This window comes from Streptococcus sp. HMSC10E12, assembly GCF_001807855.1.
GTDB lineage: Bacteria > Bacillota > Bacilli > Lactobacillales > Streptococcaceae > Streptococcus > Streptococcus salivarius.
The window spans coordinates 3,389-19,692 of sequence record NZ_KV791112.1 but is presented as its reverse complement, the minus strand read 5'-3'; the positions used below and the strand labels follow the sequence as shown (position 1 = coordinate 19,692).

Genomic DNA, 16,304 nt, shown 5'->3' with positions numbered 1-16,304 from the left:
CGAACCTCGCCCTTATCCTGCAAAAAAATCCCTGCCAAGAGCTTGATAAAAGTCGACTTCCCGGCACCATTACCACCAACGATGGAGATGATTTCACCTGAATCCGCTTGAAAATCAGGAATGTCTAACACCAACTTCTTGTGAAAACTCTTTTGAACTTGTGAAAATATTATGTTAGTCATTTAAGATAACCCCTAGATTTAGAAGATTCCCCTTAATTTGTTCAATTATTTTTTCAATATCTAATATGATAAAACTCTTCTTGCTTATCTTATAGCAATAAATAATTATTGATTGCACCATGAAAAGTTCATTCCTATAAAACTGGTTCTCCAAATATTACATAAAAATTGAACAACTCTACTCCTATAATATCTGGATTTATGTCAATACCTTATACACATTTTGATAGTATATTATCTAACCAAATAAGTAATCACTTTATTGACACAATAATATTATCCTTTTCTCGGATAACTAGAACTAAAAATTATAGCTCAAAAACAAAGTCTGCTATTCGTTTTGCTGCTTTCTCTGTGGCTAAATCAATATCCTCTTTAGTCCAAGTATCTTTGGTATACGTCACGAGAGACTGAGCTATTGGAAACTTACTACCAATATATCCATTACCTTTAGAGATATGATTTTCCTTCTTAGTTCTAAACCAGGCATCTCCAATACCACGATTTATTTCTGCTTCAAGTAAAATTTTGTTTCCTAACTTCTCAGCATATTCACGAAATTCATCCGGGTCATCGACACCTATATCATGCATGATGTGCTCTCTGTTAATCCCACTTTTTGGCATAATATGTTCGATGTCTATATTTCCGTCAAGCTTTAGATTTATAGCATGTTCGGTTGCAAATAGGTACTCATTCACATAAATAAGAGCATTTGAGACTCCACTCTCTAAAAGTGTTTGTTTAACATTTTCATATTCAAAATTCAAACGTATATGCTCTCGAACCTTATCAATTAATGACTCTGTTGAAAATGTATCGACTTGACTATACAACAAATTGATTTCCTCAAGAAAACCTTTGAATAATCTATGACTGTATGATAACTCTGATAATTCAATTAAGATACCAATTCGCATCAGGTACTCTATATATCTCTTATCATCTCGGAAAAATAGATAGCTACTCATAAATGGCCTTAAATTACCATTAAGCTGACTGACTACTCTACCAATCGAAGTTTCTGATGTAAGCAAATAAGTATGGAGTATCTTTTTCAAATCATCTGTAAAGACAACATCATCATTAAGAAGTTCCTTATTCTTATTAAAGAATACACGTATTCCGGGATTCCTTCTGTCTGCACCATTTTGTTGCGATAGCTTAGTGAAAATATAATGTGTCATCAACGTATTCAAATCAAGATTTGACTTGTCAGCCCATTCTACTATCTCCTGCCAATTATTTTCAAATGTTTTTCTATCTGCAGCACTAGCAGTTGTTTTGGAAACAATGACTTCAATTGGAGTCAATGGTACACCAGTACCATTTAAAGAGTTAAAAATATTAATAGCTTGGTCAGTATTAAAACTTGTAATGGTGATGACTTGGCAATTTTTTATAAAATGATTAGCAAAATTAATGCAATTAATAACACTCAATTCTTTGCAAGTATTGTAAAAATATCGGAAATTTTTGTAGAAGTTCGTATAGCGATTATCTTTTTGGCGACGGTATATTTGATGAACATTCTGTTTTATTTCTTCAAAATTGCGTCCAAGTAGAATTGCCTGCATGTCAAAAGCGTATTTTTCTGAGATGGAATCATTAATGTACTTTATCATTTCAACAGTTGGGAATGATAGCCCATCGACAAAATCATCTAGTTCATCCTCAGACATATTAAACAGTAATGAAGCAATTTGTTCTTTTAGTCCGTTCAGTCTCTTAATAAGTCGTCTACCATCTGCATCGTCTTGAGGTTGGTTAGTTAATTCACTCTCAATTTTAAGTAACAATGCTTTTAATAACAACATAAAGGTGGTTGTTCTTTGTTGACCATCAATTAGTGTAACGTCATGATCCTCACCAGACTCTTGGGCAATCAACACTGCTCCAAAGAAGTAATTGTCCTGTGAATCTTTATCGAAGTTTTCCATATGCTGATTGATGTCTTCAATTAACTGATCACATTGTGCCACCTGCCACGCATATGGTCTCTGGTAGCTAGGAATATAAAATTCAGATTTAGAAAAATATTGTTCTACTGTTTGTAGACTTGGTTGAATATCATTACGCATGATGAACTCTCATTTCTTAAAATTTGTCTCAATATAATGAAACTACACTTCTTCCATATTATACCACGAAAACACTTCCATAATTAAAAAAAGTAGAGACACTAATTAATGTATCACTACTTCAATCTCAATTTTTGCTGACTGTTGAATTCAGGTGATATCATGTTCTCACTTCTCCTCTTTCTTACTTTCTACAAACTTAACTTTCGTCATTTTTCCAAGTTTATATTTTTCAAAATCAGACATTCTATCATCTCCATATCTGCTTATTTTTTCTTACAATTTTTTTGATGTGCTTTTAATTTCTTCATCGCCCAATCATAATGACTTGAAGTAGTGCTTACAAAATACGAACCAAGTACACTTCCTCCTACCCACTTATAGACATCTTTTGAAAACAATTCTTCGTTTGTAAATCTCTCAGCTAATTCTAAAATATCTTTATGGGATTTATGAAACATTTCTTTTGCATCTTCAAGAGAAGTATTTTGATGTTTTTTCCAAAACTCTACATTCATATCTCCATAAGTTTTCCAATTATATGGAGCTGGAATAAAAGGTTTTGCCACTCCCTTTAAATTTGTATTTACCCAATTCAAAAGAAGCTGGTGCCATTCATATAAATGGATCAAAATATCTCTTAGATTTTTATCTCTTTTCCAATGAGCCTCTTTCTTTTTTTCATCACTTGAAAAGTCAAAAGGTGTGTTTAATTCTTCGTCAGATAGCTTAGCAATTAATACATTCAACTTATCATAGTTTTCTTTCGCTGCAATCATTAAATCTTCTTTTGTTCTTGGTCTTGGCATAATATTTCCTCCTACTTTACGCTATATCTCAATATGGTTTTTAAGTTTTCTTCTGATGTTCTATTCTTGTTGCTCAAATAGATTTCTGTATGATAATCAAATTTTCTTAAAAGACCATGTTTTTCCATAAAACTTTCTAGTTTTTCAAATGAATATGGTTCTGTGTCAAAACTTCCAATATGTAAAATCTGTACTGCTTTGCCACCTTCTACATTATCAAAAATGATTTCATCATATAATTTATTCGGTTTTTTCTCTCTAACATTCTTAATAGCTAAATCAAAAATATCTCTTGTAATAAAATCTGGCTGTTTAATCATAATTGCATATTTCAATTTATTTTTATCAAATTGTTCTCCAGAGTTTTTTCTCCAGATACCTTCGAGTGGAAATACAGCAAAATCTTTGTAAGAAGAATTATTTTCATCTATATTCGTCTTTTTAAATAACATTTTAATACCATATGCTAATGTAAACAATGCCGAAACTCTATCTGAAAAATCAGCTAAATTGGGATTACCTTCTCCATTTATCATAATGAACTTCTGATTAGGAACATCTATTATCTCCGCTTTTTGCTTTGCTCCATATAAGTATTTTTCTTCTTTTTTCCATTCATATTTCATAGCAAAATTCTCCTTTGTACTGATAAATATATTATACAAAAGTTAACTTGACACCATCTGTCATATTCTATATTTTTTAGCCATAATGTTTATTATGTTTTTAATTTTATCTCGAATTTCTTTCGGTTCTAACACCTCTGCCGCATCTCCATAGGAAAATATATAGTTATATAAATTGTAATCGTTGGGAAGTTCTACTGTAGCATATAAACTTCCATCTTCATCTTCTTCAATAGCACTGGATACTTCATCATATACTCTAAAAGCCATTTCTCTATCAAATTTTACTTTAACAAATACAGTTTCCTCATACTCGATTTCTTTTTTTAAGACAATACTATCAAAATCATCTTCAAAGGTATTTGGTAAAATTTCAAATTCTTTTATGCGTGACAACTTAAAATATCTAAAATCATTTCTTGACAAACAAAATGCATACACATACCAATCCCATCCTTTAAATAGGAGTCTTATTGGCTTTACTTTTCTGCTTGTTTCTTTTTTATTACTGGAAAAATATATAAAACGAACAATATTTTTATTGATGATTGCTGATTTTATATCTTTAAATAATTCATCATAAGATTTACTTCGTTGCCAATTTGTAAAATCAACTTCTATCCAGTTAGTATTTTTCGTTTTAAATAAAGCGGTTAATTTGGTTAAAAGTTCATTTTCGTACTCCTTATTTGTCAGTTCTAAACCTTTTAAGGCAATCAAAATCTGTTCTTGCTCGTTCTCAGAAAGAAATGATTTTTTCAATACAAAATCATCCGCTATTTCTATTCCACCACCTTTCCCTTGGGTGGCGTAGATGGGAATTCCGGCACTGCTAAGGACATCAATATCTCTATAAATTGTCCTTATTGATACTTCATATTTTTCCGCAAGTTCATTTGCCGTTACTTTTCCTTTTTCCAGTACATAATACAAAATTTTAAACAATCTATTGTTTTTCATTATTTTACCACTCCTAGTAGTTACTACTATATCGTAAATATGACATTTTTTGTCATGTTATAAATGTGTTTTAGATAAAACGCTGACATTAACTTCTATACTTGGTATAATTAAGACCCAAACTCATATCTCGCTTAACGCTTGCTTTACAAATCATTCTTATGTAGCAAGCACAGTAGTATTAAGCTCTAATATACCTTGAAAGATTTGGAAATAAGATAATTTTCAATGCCCATCTCATAACAAACCTCTCTACTTCTTTGACTTATCCTCTAAACTCTTAATTCCTGTATTCCAACATACTATAAAATTTGACCTCTTCCATAACCTACCACCTCTTTTTATATAGAATTATAACTAAAAGATAATACAATCTATTTTTGAAATAAAAACTCTTTCATATCCTATTCCCTCAACTCTTCAAGTACAGTTTCTACGTCCTCTTCTGTCACTATTTCTCCAGGTTCTACTTTCTCTCCTGGCAAAACATAATCATGGATCTTCCCATTTCGTCGGACAATACTGATTTTATCCCCCTTGATAAACCCTCTTTCTATCGCTTCCATTACTTCATCATATGTCATCATTTTTTTACCTCCTATTTTCTACAATATATCTATTCGTAAAAGATATCAAAAAGTAACAAAAAAATCACTCAAAGTTAAAAAAATTTAAGTGCCTATTTGTTTTCTACTATCAGTAAGCATTAGCTTAGGTTTGGATAAATTCCCAATGTAATGCTATATCATACAACTCTTCTAGAGTTGTCTCTTGTGCCGATGACAGCTGTTATTTCGAAAACTTAAATAGCTCTTTTTATGATATGGTACCTCAAAAGAGCCAGTTCAAAAGCCAAATCTCTGTCACTTTTAGAATTAAAACGCATCTGGTATATCCCCTTTTAAAAAAGCCACGTATTAAATACGTATCTTAACTTTCTACTGAACTTCAGGCCCTAAGACGAGATAGAGAATATCTCGCTTAGTATCATACTCTCAGGCGTGTTCATCAACTTCAAACAAGACTTCCGACCTTTTTGTTTAGCCCTGCGGTCGTACTGTTCCTGTGCTTCTGTATAATATCGCTTACATTACATCATTTTTTAACCCTTTTGGAAAATAAGATCCATATCAAAAAACTCTCCAAGAAGGAGAGGTTTTCTATAATGGATAAACCTTACGAAATTCTTCTAAAACAACCTTGCTGTCAGGTGTAAAAGTCAGTCCGGCCTCGCTCATCCACTCGGTGAAAACCTCCTCATGAACCTGACGCCAATAGGCCAGAGATTTATCACCCTCACCTTCCTTGTAGGCATGGTCGGCTGACACTTGATGGAAAGGCTGAACAGAAACCTTTGTGACTTCGACAATGCAGACAGCTTGATCTTGACTGTCTAAAACAACATCAAAGGTCCCTTCTTGTGGCAGGGGGTCGTTATCAACTGCATAAAGATCATAGGCGGATGCAGTTGCCGTCTTTTCACCTTTTAACACCAAATCTGCCAAGAGATCGGCTTCTACTCCAAAAGCCCAAGCATCGATTTCATCTCCGATTGAGGGGTTAATTTGCTTGTAGTCATTCCACATTTCTTGAGGTGTCATTTCTTCTCCTTTATTTCTTTTACTTTCCAATTATTATAGCTTGTCAGTTCTAATTCTGGAAATCCTCGCAACTCTGCCTTCACCTTCAATACTAAAGGTGAAGCATTGTCTGCAGTAATTTCTTCCAAATTCAACCAAATTGCATTTGCTGAATCATTGCTTCCATCAAGAAGCTCCTGAGGAAGGGATTGTTGAGAGCGTTCGAAATCGAGTACGATATCATAAAAGGCCATGATATGGTATACGGCGAAGTCTTGCCCTTCTTCTTGAACCAACACATCATAGATTCTAGGGTTTGAATAAGAGCTTATCGCATATCCTGTCTCTTCCAAAACTTCTCTCTTAAGAGTTTCTGTCAACCCCTCACCGAGTTCTTGACTACCACCCGGTAAATCAAAACGCTGTTGATAAGGTCCTCTCATTTTCTCAATGCAGAGAAGTTTCCCATCTTGAAGACAGACTCCGTATACACCAAAGTGATCTTTGATTTCCATATTCTTAACTTCCTAGCTTCATTTATTTTTTACCATACCTATCATCATACATTTATCTTGGGTTGGGGGGGACTCTTTATTAAAGACATTTTGTCTATTTAACTTTAACAGACTTTCAAAACAAAAAACGCAAGAGTTTCCCCTTGCGTTAAACGTCATGGTGAGATAACCCCATGAGCACATAATTAATTCTAAAGCTATTTTACCATATTTGTAAAGACTTTTCAACCAAAAATATACTGTCAATTATTTTGTGTTTACACAACTTATTTTACACTACCACCAATACATAGCAACTCCTTAATGATGAAGTCATCATTGAGTGTGATAAAGACCTCTTGAAGATATAGCAAGTCTAATGGGTATAGCACCTAACTGGATACCTAATAACAACCTTCGAGCGAATGAATATGAATGTTCCTTTTACCAAAAGGATTAGAGACAAAAAACGGTTCACTACCCAATATATGGTAATGAACCGTTATATATTACATAATAGTTGTCATGAGTTCTCTAACAATCTGAACTGATTTCTCAAAAGAAATATCTTGTGCATATTTGAATTGTCTTTGATAACGTGTCCAAAGTTGCTTTTGATACTCATCAGTCTCAATACTATTTAGCTGACTTTCCCAAATATCAATAGCCTCTTTACTTCCTCGTTTTTCTACAGTATTGGCCAGGGCTTCACGCAACACATCGAAATTTATCTCATCTTTTCTGATATGATACAAGGTAAAAAGGTCATAACGATCACGAGGACGTGTTGATGCTACTCCTCGGCTAATGATCGTTTCCAATTTTTCAGCTAAGACAGTTTCCAAATTATAAGTCCAAACCTCAATGGTTTCATTTTTAAATAGGGATGGCATCGAATAAGTAATTTCTCTAGGTGTAATCTTATCACCCGTTGTAATGTCGATGAAAACAACCTCTCTTAAAGTATCAAATGTAGCATTGAGTTTTAGAGAAAATCCCCCGTATTCGTCATCTTGGCGAATCGGCTCTAGTTTATCTACTTCAAATGAAAAGACATCGTCCGAATCCGAAAGAATCTCTTCAAAGATGGTAATCAGATTTTCTTGACTAAGTGTAGTCCCTTTAAGCGTCACATCTAAATCCATTGTCGTTCGCTTATCAAGTCCTATCAACTGTCCTATTAGATAACCGCCTTTAACAATGAAAGAATCCTTATAGGAACTTTTAGCAATCAATTTCAATACCTGTTCAATTAGGAAGTTTTGCTGAAGCTGCTGGGCAGGAATACCTCTATCCTTAGCCATATTCTTAATCTTTGCCTTAAAGCTATTTGCATTGGAAAACATTAGGTTAATACCTCCATGTAAGATTGCAACTTATTAGTCACCTTGAATAACTGTGCATAGTGAAACAGTTTTGAATAGTTAACTTTGTGATTTTGAAAATACATCTTAAATGCAGGAGCTATAACTTGAACATCAACTTGATAAACTGGTCTTAAACACTCTGCTAAAACCCTCTCCGGCTCATACACCTTAATCTTCTGCCCCACTTGTCGCTCAAGTTCAATTATTCCTACATCGTAATAAGAACGAAGAACTATCGGACGTATACCTTCTGATTTAACATTTTTTGTATTGGTTCCATAAGGAAAGCTCATAGTCATCTCAAAAGGAACTGTTAGTGATAATCCATGTAACCAAAGAGCTGTTTCTAAAGAAAAAATTCCTTTTGAAAAACGTTGCTGCGCCACAAACCATTCGTCCAGATAAGTATCAGGGAGGCGATATAACCCCTTTCCTTCAACCTCTACTTGTCCCTCATCAATCATTCTCAGCAATATTTTGTAAGGTAGTTTCTCTTCCAGAACTTGTTGAAAGGTCAGAAATCCTTGATGTTGTCGAAAAGAAGCCATAATCATTTCAATATTGTTCATAATAGCAGTATCCTTTTGTCAGAAATAAAATGCTAACACTTTTATTAGATGTTAGCATTTTATTTCTTTTTTATCAACTATTTCGGGTTTAATTCCTTCAGTAAGGATGCCACCAGAGCACGAGCTTTTAGCAAGCGATAGAAACTACTAGACCGTTTAACCCTTTTAAAAAAGCCACGTAAAAAATACGTAGCTTAACTTTCTACTGGACTGCAGGCCCCAAGTCGAGATAGAGAATATCTCGCTTAGTAGCATACTCCAAGGCGTATTCATCAGCTTCAAACAAATCTGAAGCTAGAAACCTTTTCGTAAAGTTAGTTTCATCTTTACGCTTAAATGTTGCTGTATATCTATGTTTAGTCATTATCTTTCTCCTTTAATATTCGTACTGACCTTTGACGCCACTATAGAGCCAGTAAACAGCTTTGTCATAGCCTTTTTGAAGGGTACCGTTAGCATCTTCCATCAAGTCTCGCAAGGAATAAAATCCTAGGTAACTGTCTACTGCCGATTCCATCAGGCAGAAAAGATAAGTTGGCATATCTTTTGTTCCCCAAGCTAGAAGATCTAACTGACTTAAATCGTCTCTTACTTCCTGCGGGAAACGACTTGGAAAATTACTCGTCGTAAAATTACCAAGTTCTTGTGCTCGCTGTAACATAGTTAAGCGAGTTTCCAACATGCGTATATCAGCCTCTTGAAAGGCTGCTGCATGTTCTTTATTAACAATCAACTTCGACAGACCAGAATTGATTTCCTCAACGTCATAATAAAGTGAGGATTCAAACGGAATTTCGATAGGAGGAAGGTTAGATACTCCCTCTCGATTCAAAACCACGTTTCTCACTGGTCGGCATCGCAAACTTTGTTGCATATCCATCTTGTTGCTATCGATAATTGATGAAATACGGTCATTGATTAGGTCTGACGGAAAGCCAGCAATATTACTATTATATTGGTGAACTTTCTCAATATAGTAGAGACCTTGAGTGATTCCTGTCATTGTTTTTCTCCTTCTTGAGTCAAATTACGCCATTATAACATCGTCAAGACCAAGCTCTTTGAGACCTTTTTGAGTCTCGCTATTACTCTCAGTTGCCTTCAATTTGATGACAACATTCAAGCCCATATCACGCGCTTGTAACAATGCTGAAGCAAGTGCTGGTTCGGGTTTTCCCTCAACGAATAAGGTTTGAACCTTACGTTGCTTCATTTCTAGAATTCTCTTGAGATAAAGACAAGAGAGTTCCAAAAATGAATAAGATTGAGCGTTATCAATCCGAGGGAATGTTGTAACGCCTTCAAGAAGGTCTTTAGCAAAAAGATCTGCAAAGACTTCCTGTGTTTTTTTGTTTTTATAAACGAAAATTTGTTTTGTCATTGTTTTTTCTCCTCCATAGAAAAAGAGGAAGGTGTAGCCTAGGGCTAATACCTTCCTCTTTCTCTTATATATCAAATATGCGATGTATCTTGCACGATACACTATTTATAGCGGTAACTCACCACTGCATCTCATCAAGTTCTCGTGGGCTTAACTTACGCCCCAATTTTTCTTCAACACGCGCAGCCCAGACAAGATTGCCATTCTTGATCATTTCAATCTCCTCTGGTGTCTTGTATGGTTTTTCTGGTAAACCTGAAGACTTCCAGTCTGCCTTAAATTGTTCAACTATCCTCATGGTTGGCTTTCGCCTCCCTTCAAAAACCGGTCAATGAGCAACTGGCATGCTGCCGTATGAAACATCACACGGTTTGTATTTGCAATACGACTGCAACCATAGCGACGCACGTAGTAATCTAAAAGAGCAGTCTTTGAAAGACAGATCATGACCCCCTCGAAACCACGATTGAAAGCATCTTGGGCAACATGTGCTAACAAAAGCCCTGCTATCCCTTGATTTTTCTTATCCATACGAACCTCTAACTTATGAACAAAGGTGTAAGCATCTCTAGGTTCTGGAGTGAACTCAATCATTCCAGAAACCTCCCCTTGAATCACAAAACCACTGGTCATAGCATCAGATGAACTCCTTACCGTCCAATCAACTTCAAAACCTTCTGACGTCAAATCAGATAAGGTCGAAATCGCATCTGAACTAAAGGTCCAAAAGAAGGTTTCTTTCATGCTTTGTCTCCTCGCTACATGTTTTTCTTTATACCTATTATAACACCATTTTTAGATAGACAGTCGGCCTAAAGCTAGCTCTTGATCATAGACTCCCTCTAACTCTTTCAGATAAGACTCGGAATAATCTCCAAGGTCTTCATCTGTTAAGAGTTTAGTGGTTACCCCTTTACCTGGGACATTGCGAGTCATAACGGTTGCTTTATAAATAAAGTTTACGCCAGACTCTGCATCTACATAATCAAATGTGGCAGACATTGGGATATCACTAAGAGTGCTATCTTGCTTTAAGATGTTAGTCAAAAAGTTATCGATATTCTCTCGAATATTCCAATTCCCACAAGCTGTAAAAGGAAGTGTCACTGAGACAAGTCCTTCTTCAGTTGTGATACAATCTGCTTCACTTGGAGAACCATTTAGAGTCGTTGGGGTCCAAGCTTTTTCATTGATTACTCTATGAGTAGCCACAAGCACCTCAATATCTGAAAATGTTGGCGCGGAAATAGTTACCTTGCCAAAGGCATGAGAAATATTTCCCATTCTTTTTCTCCTTTCCTAGAAACAACGCATTCTTCCGTTATCTCTAAAAGAATAGTAATTATCCTTCGTTACGATAACATGGTCTAAGACCTCCATTTCAAAGAGCTTTGCAGCATCTTCAAGGGCCTCAGTAACATTAATATCATTACTGGAAGGATATACACTTCCAGAGGGATGGTTATGAGCTACCAGCACGTAGCGAGCTAAATTCTTCACTGCATAGTGAAAAATCTCTCTTGGACACGCCATACTACGATGAACGCTACCGATGAAAACTACTCGCTCCTCGATAACGTTACAATGCACGTCTAAGTACCACACTACAAGATGCTCTTGCTTCTTATGTCCATAGGCTTTTTGGATACTTTGAGCAAAATATCCTGTCCCAGTGACACAAGTTGGCTTTTCTTCCTCACCTTCTGAACGTTTGAAAAGTTCAAGCATTGAAAGAAAGGCAATAGCATCTCTCTGAGTTAATCCATAATGTTTTAACTCCTCGATACTTAACTCACAGACCTTCTTAAAATCTCCTTGCAATTCAGAATACAAGGCATCGACCTTTTCTGAAGGAATCCAGTGAGTGAAAGCCCTTTTGAATAGCTCTATATCACCAAAGTCTTTAGGATGTCTAACTTGTCTCCTAGTAATTGTTTCTGTCATTGTTTTTCTCCTTTACCTGTTAAACCACAAGCCATTTTTCCTGCAGTTGCATAGCGACTGCTGCGGTTGTGGTTACTTTAAAAAGCAAACGCTCCTGGTTATCTCTTGCCACTACAACAGCAGCACTACTCTCATACAAAATCGAAATGGTACTTTCTCGAGGTAGTGTTTCTAGTAGGATACTGATTCTATCCATAACTACCTCCTCCTAGGCTGGTGCTACTACCCACATAGAGCGGATAGCTTGCACCTTTCGATTCGTCTCTGCACGGTCTAAGCGACAATCGCTATCAAAATTGGTACCGTAGACATCTTCGTATACCTCTCGCATACGTTTGCCCAGGTCCTCAATATGAGACAATTGTGCTTTCGAAGCGCGTGCATTGAGGTCAGTCATATAGCGATGATAAACTTTCCTAAACATCGCATTTAATCTGGCATCATTCTCTAGGTACCATTTAAGGGAGTAGTTCTTGTAGTGCTCGTGTAACCACAAGGCTTTTTCTCTTTTTGTCATTGTTTTTTCTCCTTTATAAAACAAAAAATGGCCCCTAGGACCATTTTTCTGTTCTTGTTTTGAGGGTTGTCAGTTCGTTAAGCATAGCTTCGTAATAAAGTCTCCGTTTCAGACGTGACGAAAACAAATCCACAAATTCCTTATAGTAATGAATATCTTCATTTGTATAGGACTTACAGGGACGATTTTCATCAAAAACGATTAACCAGACTCTTTTTCCGGGAACGGCTTCACTCATTGAATTGACACCTCTGTTATCCAAAGCTTCAAGACCCGCTAGTGAAACATACCCTACTCGAACCTTATGCCCATCGTTCTTTAGATAAGTACACACTTTAGCCATACATTGCCTATGTTTTTTTGGCTTGTGGGCACCCTCTAAAAAACACAGTATATTAATAATAGACGTCTCCTTCCTTTGTTCAACTACGAAAGAAGTGTTGAATCCCTTCTATCAAAAGAATAGGGATTAGAAATACTACGGCAACTAATAGTTTAAAAACCAATTGGTTGCGAAGCAAGTTGCATAGGAAAAATAGCCTAGAATGGCCACAACCCGAATAACCAACAGCTCTGGAAGTGTCTATTTAAAGAAAGTGTACCAAACTTGTTGTTCGACATATGTTCGGTTTGAATGGAAAAAATTTAAAATACTGGTGATTGTTTATCTGACAAAGTCACGACTAATCACCTCTTTTTGTTTCTGTTGCAAAGCATGGTTGTACATATTTAGCAAAAACTCCTTCTTAATAGGGTCCTCTTCTGCTATATATGCTTCAAAAAGATCATTAATATTTTGCATACCCATTCCTACCTTAGTCGTTATAATATCATGTTGCATAATTCTTATCCTATTATATCACACTCTTTCTCACCCAGGGATAGTCCTACCCTCTGGATAATGTTCAATTAATGCCGATCAGGTAAACGCCTCTAATTAACATTTCTCTTTTTTTGTTGCCGTAATAAAATCTGACCACTTTTTGTTCTACTACTATTGTTGTTGTGCTTGCTGACGTTGTTTAGAAACAAAATCAGATAAAGCTTTGAGTTGAACAGTCAACCCTTGGCTTTCTCCTAGCTCAGACCACTCAAGCAACTGGCTTTCTGTTGCTCCAAGAGACAATGCAGCTTCTTCACCACGAGCAACCATTTGAATCAGTTGATCATCGTTACAAGCAGCTTTTATCCCTTTTGTAGCTGTTTCACTCTTTTGTGAAGCTACTTCAGACTCGCTAGTTGCTTGTGATACACTGTCACTTGCCACTTTGTTATCTGATGTCACCTCACTAAGTGATGTCTGTTCACTGCTACTCAAAGAAGCAGTAAGCGACGCTGACTGAGCAGTCTTTCCATAGCGAGCACCCGTTGGTTTGCGAGGTGTTTTCACTTGCGCATTTGACTGATAATTATGGTTACTATCATAATTACCAGTCTGTTGAGCTGATTGCGAATGATTTGACACATTGTCCATATCTAGTTCTTCGCTATCAGCCTCAATACCAAGCAATGTTTTCACCTCGTATCGACGTAGGTAGGTTACTTGTGCTCCCAGATTCTTAATATCATTGACATTGTAGAATACCGGAACCGACTCAATGTCGTAAGAAACACCACTTTCATGAAGTAGTGTCGTCACAACTTTGATCCCATTGGCATTACCAAACGGAATATGTTTGGTTTGTTGCGTCAATGTTAAACCGTACTTATTAAGAGCTGGACGTACAGCCCCTAAAATCTCTGAGAGAGGGGCGAACTTAAAGTCCACGTTCTTAAACGTGACTCTACTTGTCGCAGTTACCGACTCAAACTCAGCTTGAGCCTTGGCCAAAGCCTCAAACAATGGAGCCATAACTTCCGGTTCGTCTTTTTTAACTTGTTCAGCCTTTTGCCATTCTAACTGCATTTCCGCCTTAGCTAAAGCTACTTTAGCTTCAATAAGTTCAGCTACTAAGGTTTTCTCATTTGGTGTGTTCAACATAGTTTCAGTCATTTGTTTTTCTCCTTTATCATAAAAAGTGGCCTTTAGACCACTTTCTCTATTTATTGTTGTAAAAATTCTGCCACTGTTTTTGCTGTTGTTAACGACTTATTCGTTAAACAGTAATCACAGTGCCCACATCCTTCGACAGACTTATGTGCCAAAGCATCTTTAAGCGCTTCAACATGTCCATAGAAGATGTCTCTCCCCATTTCAATGATTGTATCATCGATTAGAATTAACTCCTTATCGGGAACAGGTTCCTTTGAAACTGCCATAATATAAGGTGTAAACTCATAACCGTAGGTTTGCTTCAGCAACTCCTGATATACGTACATTTGTAGCGTATACTGATATTCTACTATGTTATAGAGAAGCGACTTCGTATAACGATGTAGTGTCGTCGAATATTTTTCCGACTGAAGACTCTCCATCGTTTTCAAATCTATGAAATAACCACCTGAAAGATTCAGACTATCAATTTTGCACTTGAAAGGAATCCCTTCTAACGTTCCAGTGATAATCCGTTCTTTCTCCACCATCTCATCATCTGTACCATGATACAAACGATTAAAAAGCTCCTCTTTTTCTAAAGCAGCAATCATCTTATCTGCTTGTTTGAAAGAGGCTTTTACCTGGCCAGCAGTTTTTCCTCGTTGACTTATGATCTTATCTCGATTCATTTCCAAGAAAGCTTCATGAGCTTCTTTAGTCTCAAAATAAGAATGGACATAATTACCAACAAGTAGGCTTTCTGTCTCCGTCTTCTCAGGCCAAAAGCCCAAATCGACAACTTGTTGTCTTAAGGGACATTTGATGTACTCCTTCAGACGAGAAGTGGACATGTAATACCTATCTTGGTAGTAATTATCCTCTGTCAATGGAGGAAGTATCTCTACTTCTTTTATCATTCTTTCTCCTTCCAAAACAAAAAGAGCTCAGTATGACTGAACTCTCTACTTTCTTCTTAAAACCTTGAACTATGTACTAGAAAGGAATATTCTCAAACATAGAATCATCTAAAGGTTCTCCGCCTCCAGGAAAGCCCCCTTCTGCAGGTCCAAAATCTGGACTTTGCGAAGAAGAGTTACTATGGTCACGAGGCTGTAAGTTGTCAAAGTTTGACACATTAACCTCGGTCACATAGACCTTTTGACCTTGTTGGTTTTCATAAGAACGAGTTTGTAAGCGTCCCTCAACTGTCACAAGATATCCCTTCTTGATCCAGTTAGCGAAATTTTCCGCATATTTACCCCAAATGACGAGGTTAATAAAATCGGTCTCTCGCTCTCCATTTTGATTTTTAAAATCACGTGGAGAGGCGATTCGAGCCGTTGCTACTGCCTTGTTCGAAGGTGTGTAGCGAAGTTCCGGATCTGAGACCAAACGACCAGTAATAATGACTTTGTTAAGCATATGCTTTTCTCCTTTAAAAAATTGTTGTTGTAAAGTGACCTTGGAAAGTCTCGAATACCTATTCGTAGTCTTTCCTCCGCATGCCGATAGTTTAGAGTTGGGAACACCTGTTCCTCTGCTCTAATCATCGAGATGTCGCCTTTCTTTTTTGTCCGTCTACTCAAACTCAAAACAAAAAAAGCATAACAAAGAAGCTGGCAAGCCTTGTCTTAAAAAACAAGGTTGCGCGTGCCTATGGAAAACCATAGGAAAAACTTCTCGTTATGCTTAGTTGCTAATAACGTTTGTTGTAGCCTTTCAAAGTAAGTAAAGGCAATTATCTCGTACCTGTTATAAGCGTTAAGCCCCTTTTTCTGTCTGATAGCTTAACTGATAGCTAAAAGCGAGTACGCTCCCT

The 16,304-nt window shown here is 36.3% G+C and carries 24 protein-coding genes; all 24 read right to left on the bottom strand.

Going from position 1 to position 16,304, the window contains the following annotated elements; genetic code table 11:
* A partial coding sequence (locus HMPREF3112_RS09355) for an ATP-binding cassette domain-containing protein (RefSeq protein WP_141738671.1) occupies positions 1-182 on the bottom strand: 182 nt, incomplete at its 3' end.
* Positions 183-490: 308 nt separating this feature from the next.
* Complete coding sequence (locus HMPREF3112_RS09350; RefSeq protein WP_083278180.1) at positions 491-2,263, bottom strand: DUF262 domain-containing protein; 1,773 nt, start codon at positions 2,261-2,263, stop codon at positions 491-493.
* 266 nt (positions 2,264-2,529) lie between these two features.
* Entirely contained in the window at positions 2,530-3,072 is a 543-nt protein-coding gene (locus tag HMPREF3112_RS09345) for a ClbS/DfsB family four-helix bundle protein (protein WP_070439536.1), read from the bottom strand.
* Positions 3,073-3,083: 11 nt separating this feature from the next.
* Entirely contained in the window at positions 3,084-3,698 is a 615-nt protein-coding gene (locus tag HMPREF3112_RS09340; RefSeq protein WP_049513436.1) for a GyrI-like domain-containing protein, read from the bottom strand.
* A 60-nt stretch (positions 3,699-3,758) separates the two neighbouring features.
* Positions 3,759-4,658 carry a helix-turn-helix transcriptional regulator gene (locus tag HMPREF3112_RS09335; RefSeq protein WP_070439533.1) on the bottom strand — a complete coding sequence of 300 codons (900 nt, stop codon included), beginning with the start codon at positions 4,656-4,658 and terminating at the stop codon, positions 3,759-3,761.
* A 404-nt stretch (positions 4,659-5,062) separates the two neighbouring features.
* On the bottom strand, positions 5,063-5,245 hold the full coding sequence (locus HMPREF3112_RS09330) for a competence regulator inhibitor paratox (RefSeq protein WP_070439530.1): 183 nt from the start codon (positions 5,243-5,245) through the stop codon (positions 5,063-5,065).
* 573 nt (positions 5,246-5,818) lie between these two features.
* Complete coding sequence (locus HMPREF3112_RS09325) at positions 5,819-6,259, bottom strand: ASCH domain-containing protein (RefSeq protein WP_070439527.1); 441 nt, start codon at positions 6,257-6,259, stop codon at positions 5,819-5,821.
* Positions 6,256-6,753: an NUDIX hydrolase gene (locus tag HMPREF3112_RS09320; RefSeq protein ID WP_002887319.1), complete on the bottom strand. Its 498-nt coding sequence runs from the start codon at positions 6,751-6,753 to the stop codon at positions 6,256-6,258. The genes HMPREF3112_RS09325 and HMPREF3112_RS09320 overlap by 4 nt, the downstream gene beginning before the upstream one ends.
* Before the next feature lie 488 nt (positions 6,754-7,241).
* The gene (locus tag HMPREF3112_RS09315; RefSeq protein ID WP_070439524.1) at positions 7,242-8,078 is read right to left on the bottom strand and encodes a nucleotidyl transferase AbiEii/AbiGii toxin family protein; all 837 of its coding nucleotides are present in this window, start codon (positions 8,076-8,078) and stop codon (positions 7,242-7,244) included.
* Complete coding sequence (locus HMPREF3112_RS09310) at positions 8,078-8,668, bottom strand: type IV toxin-antitoxin system AbiEi family antitoxin domain-containing protein (RefSeq protein ID WP_070439521.1); 591 nt, start codon at positions 8,666-8,668, stop codon at positions 8,078-8,080. The genes HMPREF3112_RS09315 and HMPREF3112_RS09310 overlap by 1 nt, the downstream gene beginning before the upstream one ends.
* Before the next feature lie 202 nt (positions 8,669-8,870).
* On the bottom strand, positions 8,871-9,032 hold the full coding sequence (locus HMPREF3112_RS11475; protein ID WP_176744479.1) for a hypothetical protein: 162 nt from the start codon (positions 9,030-9,032) through the stop codon (positions 8,871-8,873).
* Positions 9,033-9,044: 12 nt separating this feature from the next.
* On the bottom strand, positions 9,045-9,671 hold the full coding sequence (locus tag HMPREF3112_RS09305; protein WP_070439519.1) for a hypothetical protein: 627 nt from the start codon (positions 9,669-9,671) through the stop codon (positions 9,045-9,047).
* Between the two features lie 24 nt (positions 9,672-9,695).
* Positions 9,696-10,049 (bottom strand): hypothetical protein, encoded by a 354-nt coding sequence (locus HMPREF3112_RS09300; protein WP_070439516.1) that lies wholly within the window; start codon positions 10,047-10,049, stop codon positions 9,696-9,698.
* Between the two features lie 118 nt (positions 10,050-10,167).
* Positions 10,168-10,347: a hypothetical protein gene (locus HMPREF3112_RS09295; RefSeq protein WP_070439513.1), complete on the bottom strand. Its 180-nt coding sequence runs from the start codon at positions 10,345-10,347 to the stop codon at positions 10,168-10,170.
* Positions 10,344-10,793, bottom strand: coding sequence for a GNAT family N-acetyltransferase (locus HMPREF3112_RS09290; RefSeq protein WP_070439512.1), 450 nt, complete (start codon positions 10,791-10,793; stop codon positions 10,344-10,346). Before HMPREF3112_RS09290 ends, HMPREF3112_RS09295 begins: the two co-directional genes overlap by 4 nt.
* 51 nt (positions 10,794-10,844) lie before the next feature.
* Positions 10,845-11,333, bottom strand: coding sequence for a hypothetical protein (locus HMPREF3112_RS09285; protein ID WP_070439511.1), 489 nt, complete (start codon positions 11,331-11,333; stop codon positions 10,845-10,847).
* 15 nt (positions 11,334-11,348) lie between these two features.
* Entirely contained in the window at positions 11,349-11,993 is a 645-nt protein-coding gene (locus HMPREF3112_RS09280) for a JAB domain-containing protein (RefSeq protein WP_070439508.1), read from the bottom strand.
* Positions 11,994-12,012: 19 nt separating this feature from the next.
* Positions 12,013-12,189, bottom strand: coding sequence for a hypothetical protein (locus tag HMPREF3112_RS11470; RefSeq protein WP_176744478.1), 177 nt, complete (start codon positions 12,187-12,189; stop codon positions 12,013-12,015).
* A 12-nt stretch (positions 12,190-12,201) separates the two neighbouring features.
* On the bottom strand, positions 12,202-12,510 hold the full coding sequence (locus HMPREF3112_RS09275) for a hypothetical protein (RefSeq protein ID WP_070439505.1): 309 nt from the start codon (positions 12,508-12,510) through the stop codon (positions 12,202-12,204).
* 34 nt (positions 12,511-12,544) lie between these two features.
* Entirely contained in the window at positions 12,545-12,748 is a 204-nt protein-coding gene (locus tag HMPREF3112_RS09270; RefSeq protein WP_256262695.1) for a hypothetical protein, read from the bottom strand.
* Between the two features lie 426 nt (positions 12,749-13,174).
* Complete coding sequence (locus HMPREF3112_RS11465; protein ID WP_171963534.1) at positions 13,175-13,351, bottom strand: hypothetical protein; 177 nt, start codon at positions 13,349-13,351, stop codon at positions 13,175-13,177.
* A 153-nt stretch (positions 13,352-13,504) separates the two neighbouring features.
* Positions 13,505-14,503 carry an ERF family protein gene (locus tag HMPREF3112_RS09265; RefSeq protein ID WP_070439499.1) on the bottom strand — a complete coding sequence of 333 codons (999 nt, stop codon included), beginning with the start codon at positions 14,501-14,503 and terminating at the stop codon, positions 13,505-13,507.
* Positions 14,504-14,553: 50 nt separating this feature from the next.
* Positions 14,554-15,402 carry a PD-(D/E)XK nuclease-like domain-containing protein gene (locus HMPREF3112_RS09260; protein WP_021151517.1) on the bottom strand — a complete coding sequence of 283 codons (849 nt, stop codon included), beginning with the start codon at positions 15,400-15,402 and terminating at the stop codon, positions 14,554-14,556.
* A gap of 76 nt (positions 15,403-15,478) precedes the next feature.
* The gene (gene ssb, locus HMPREF3112_RS09255) at positions 15,479-15,907 is read right to left on the bottom strand and encodes a single-stranded DNA-binding protein (protein ID WP_070439497.1); all 429 of its coding nucleotides are present in this window, start codon (positions 15,905-15,907) and stop codon (positions 15,479-15,481) included.
* Between the last annotated feature and the right edge of the window lie 397 nt (positions 15,908-16,304).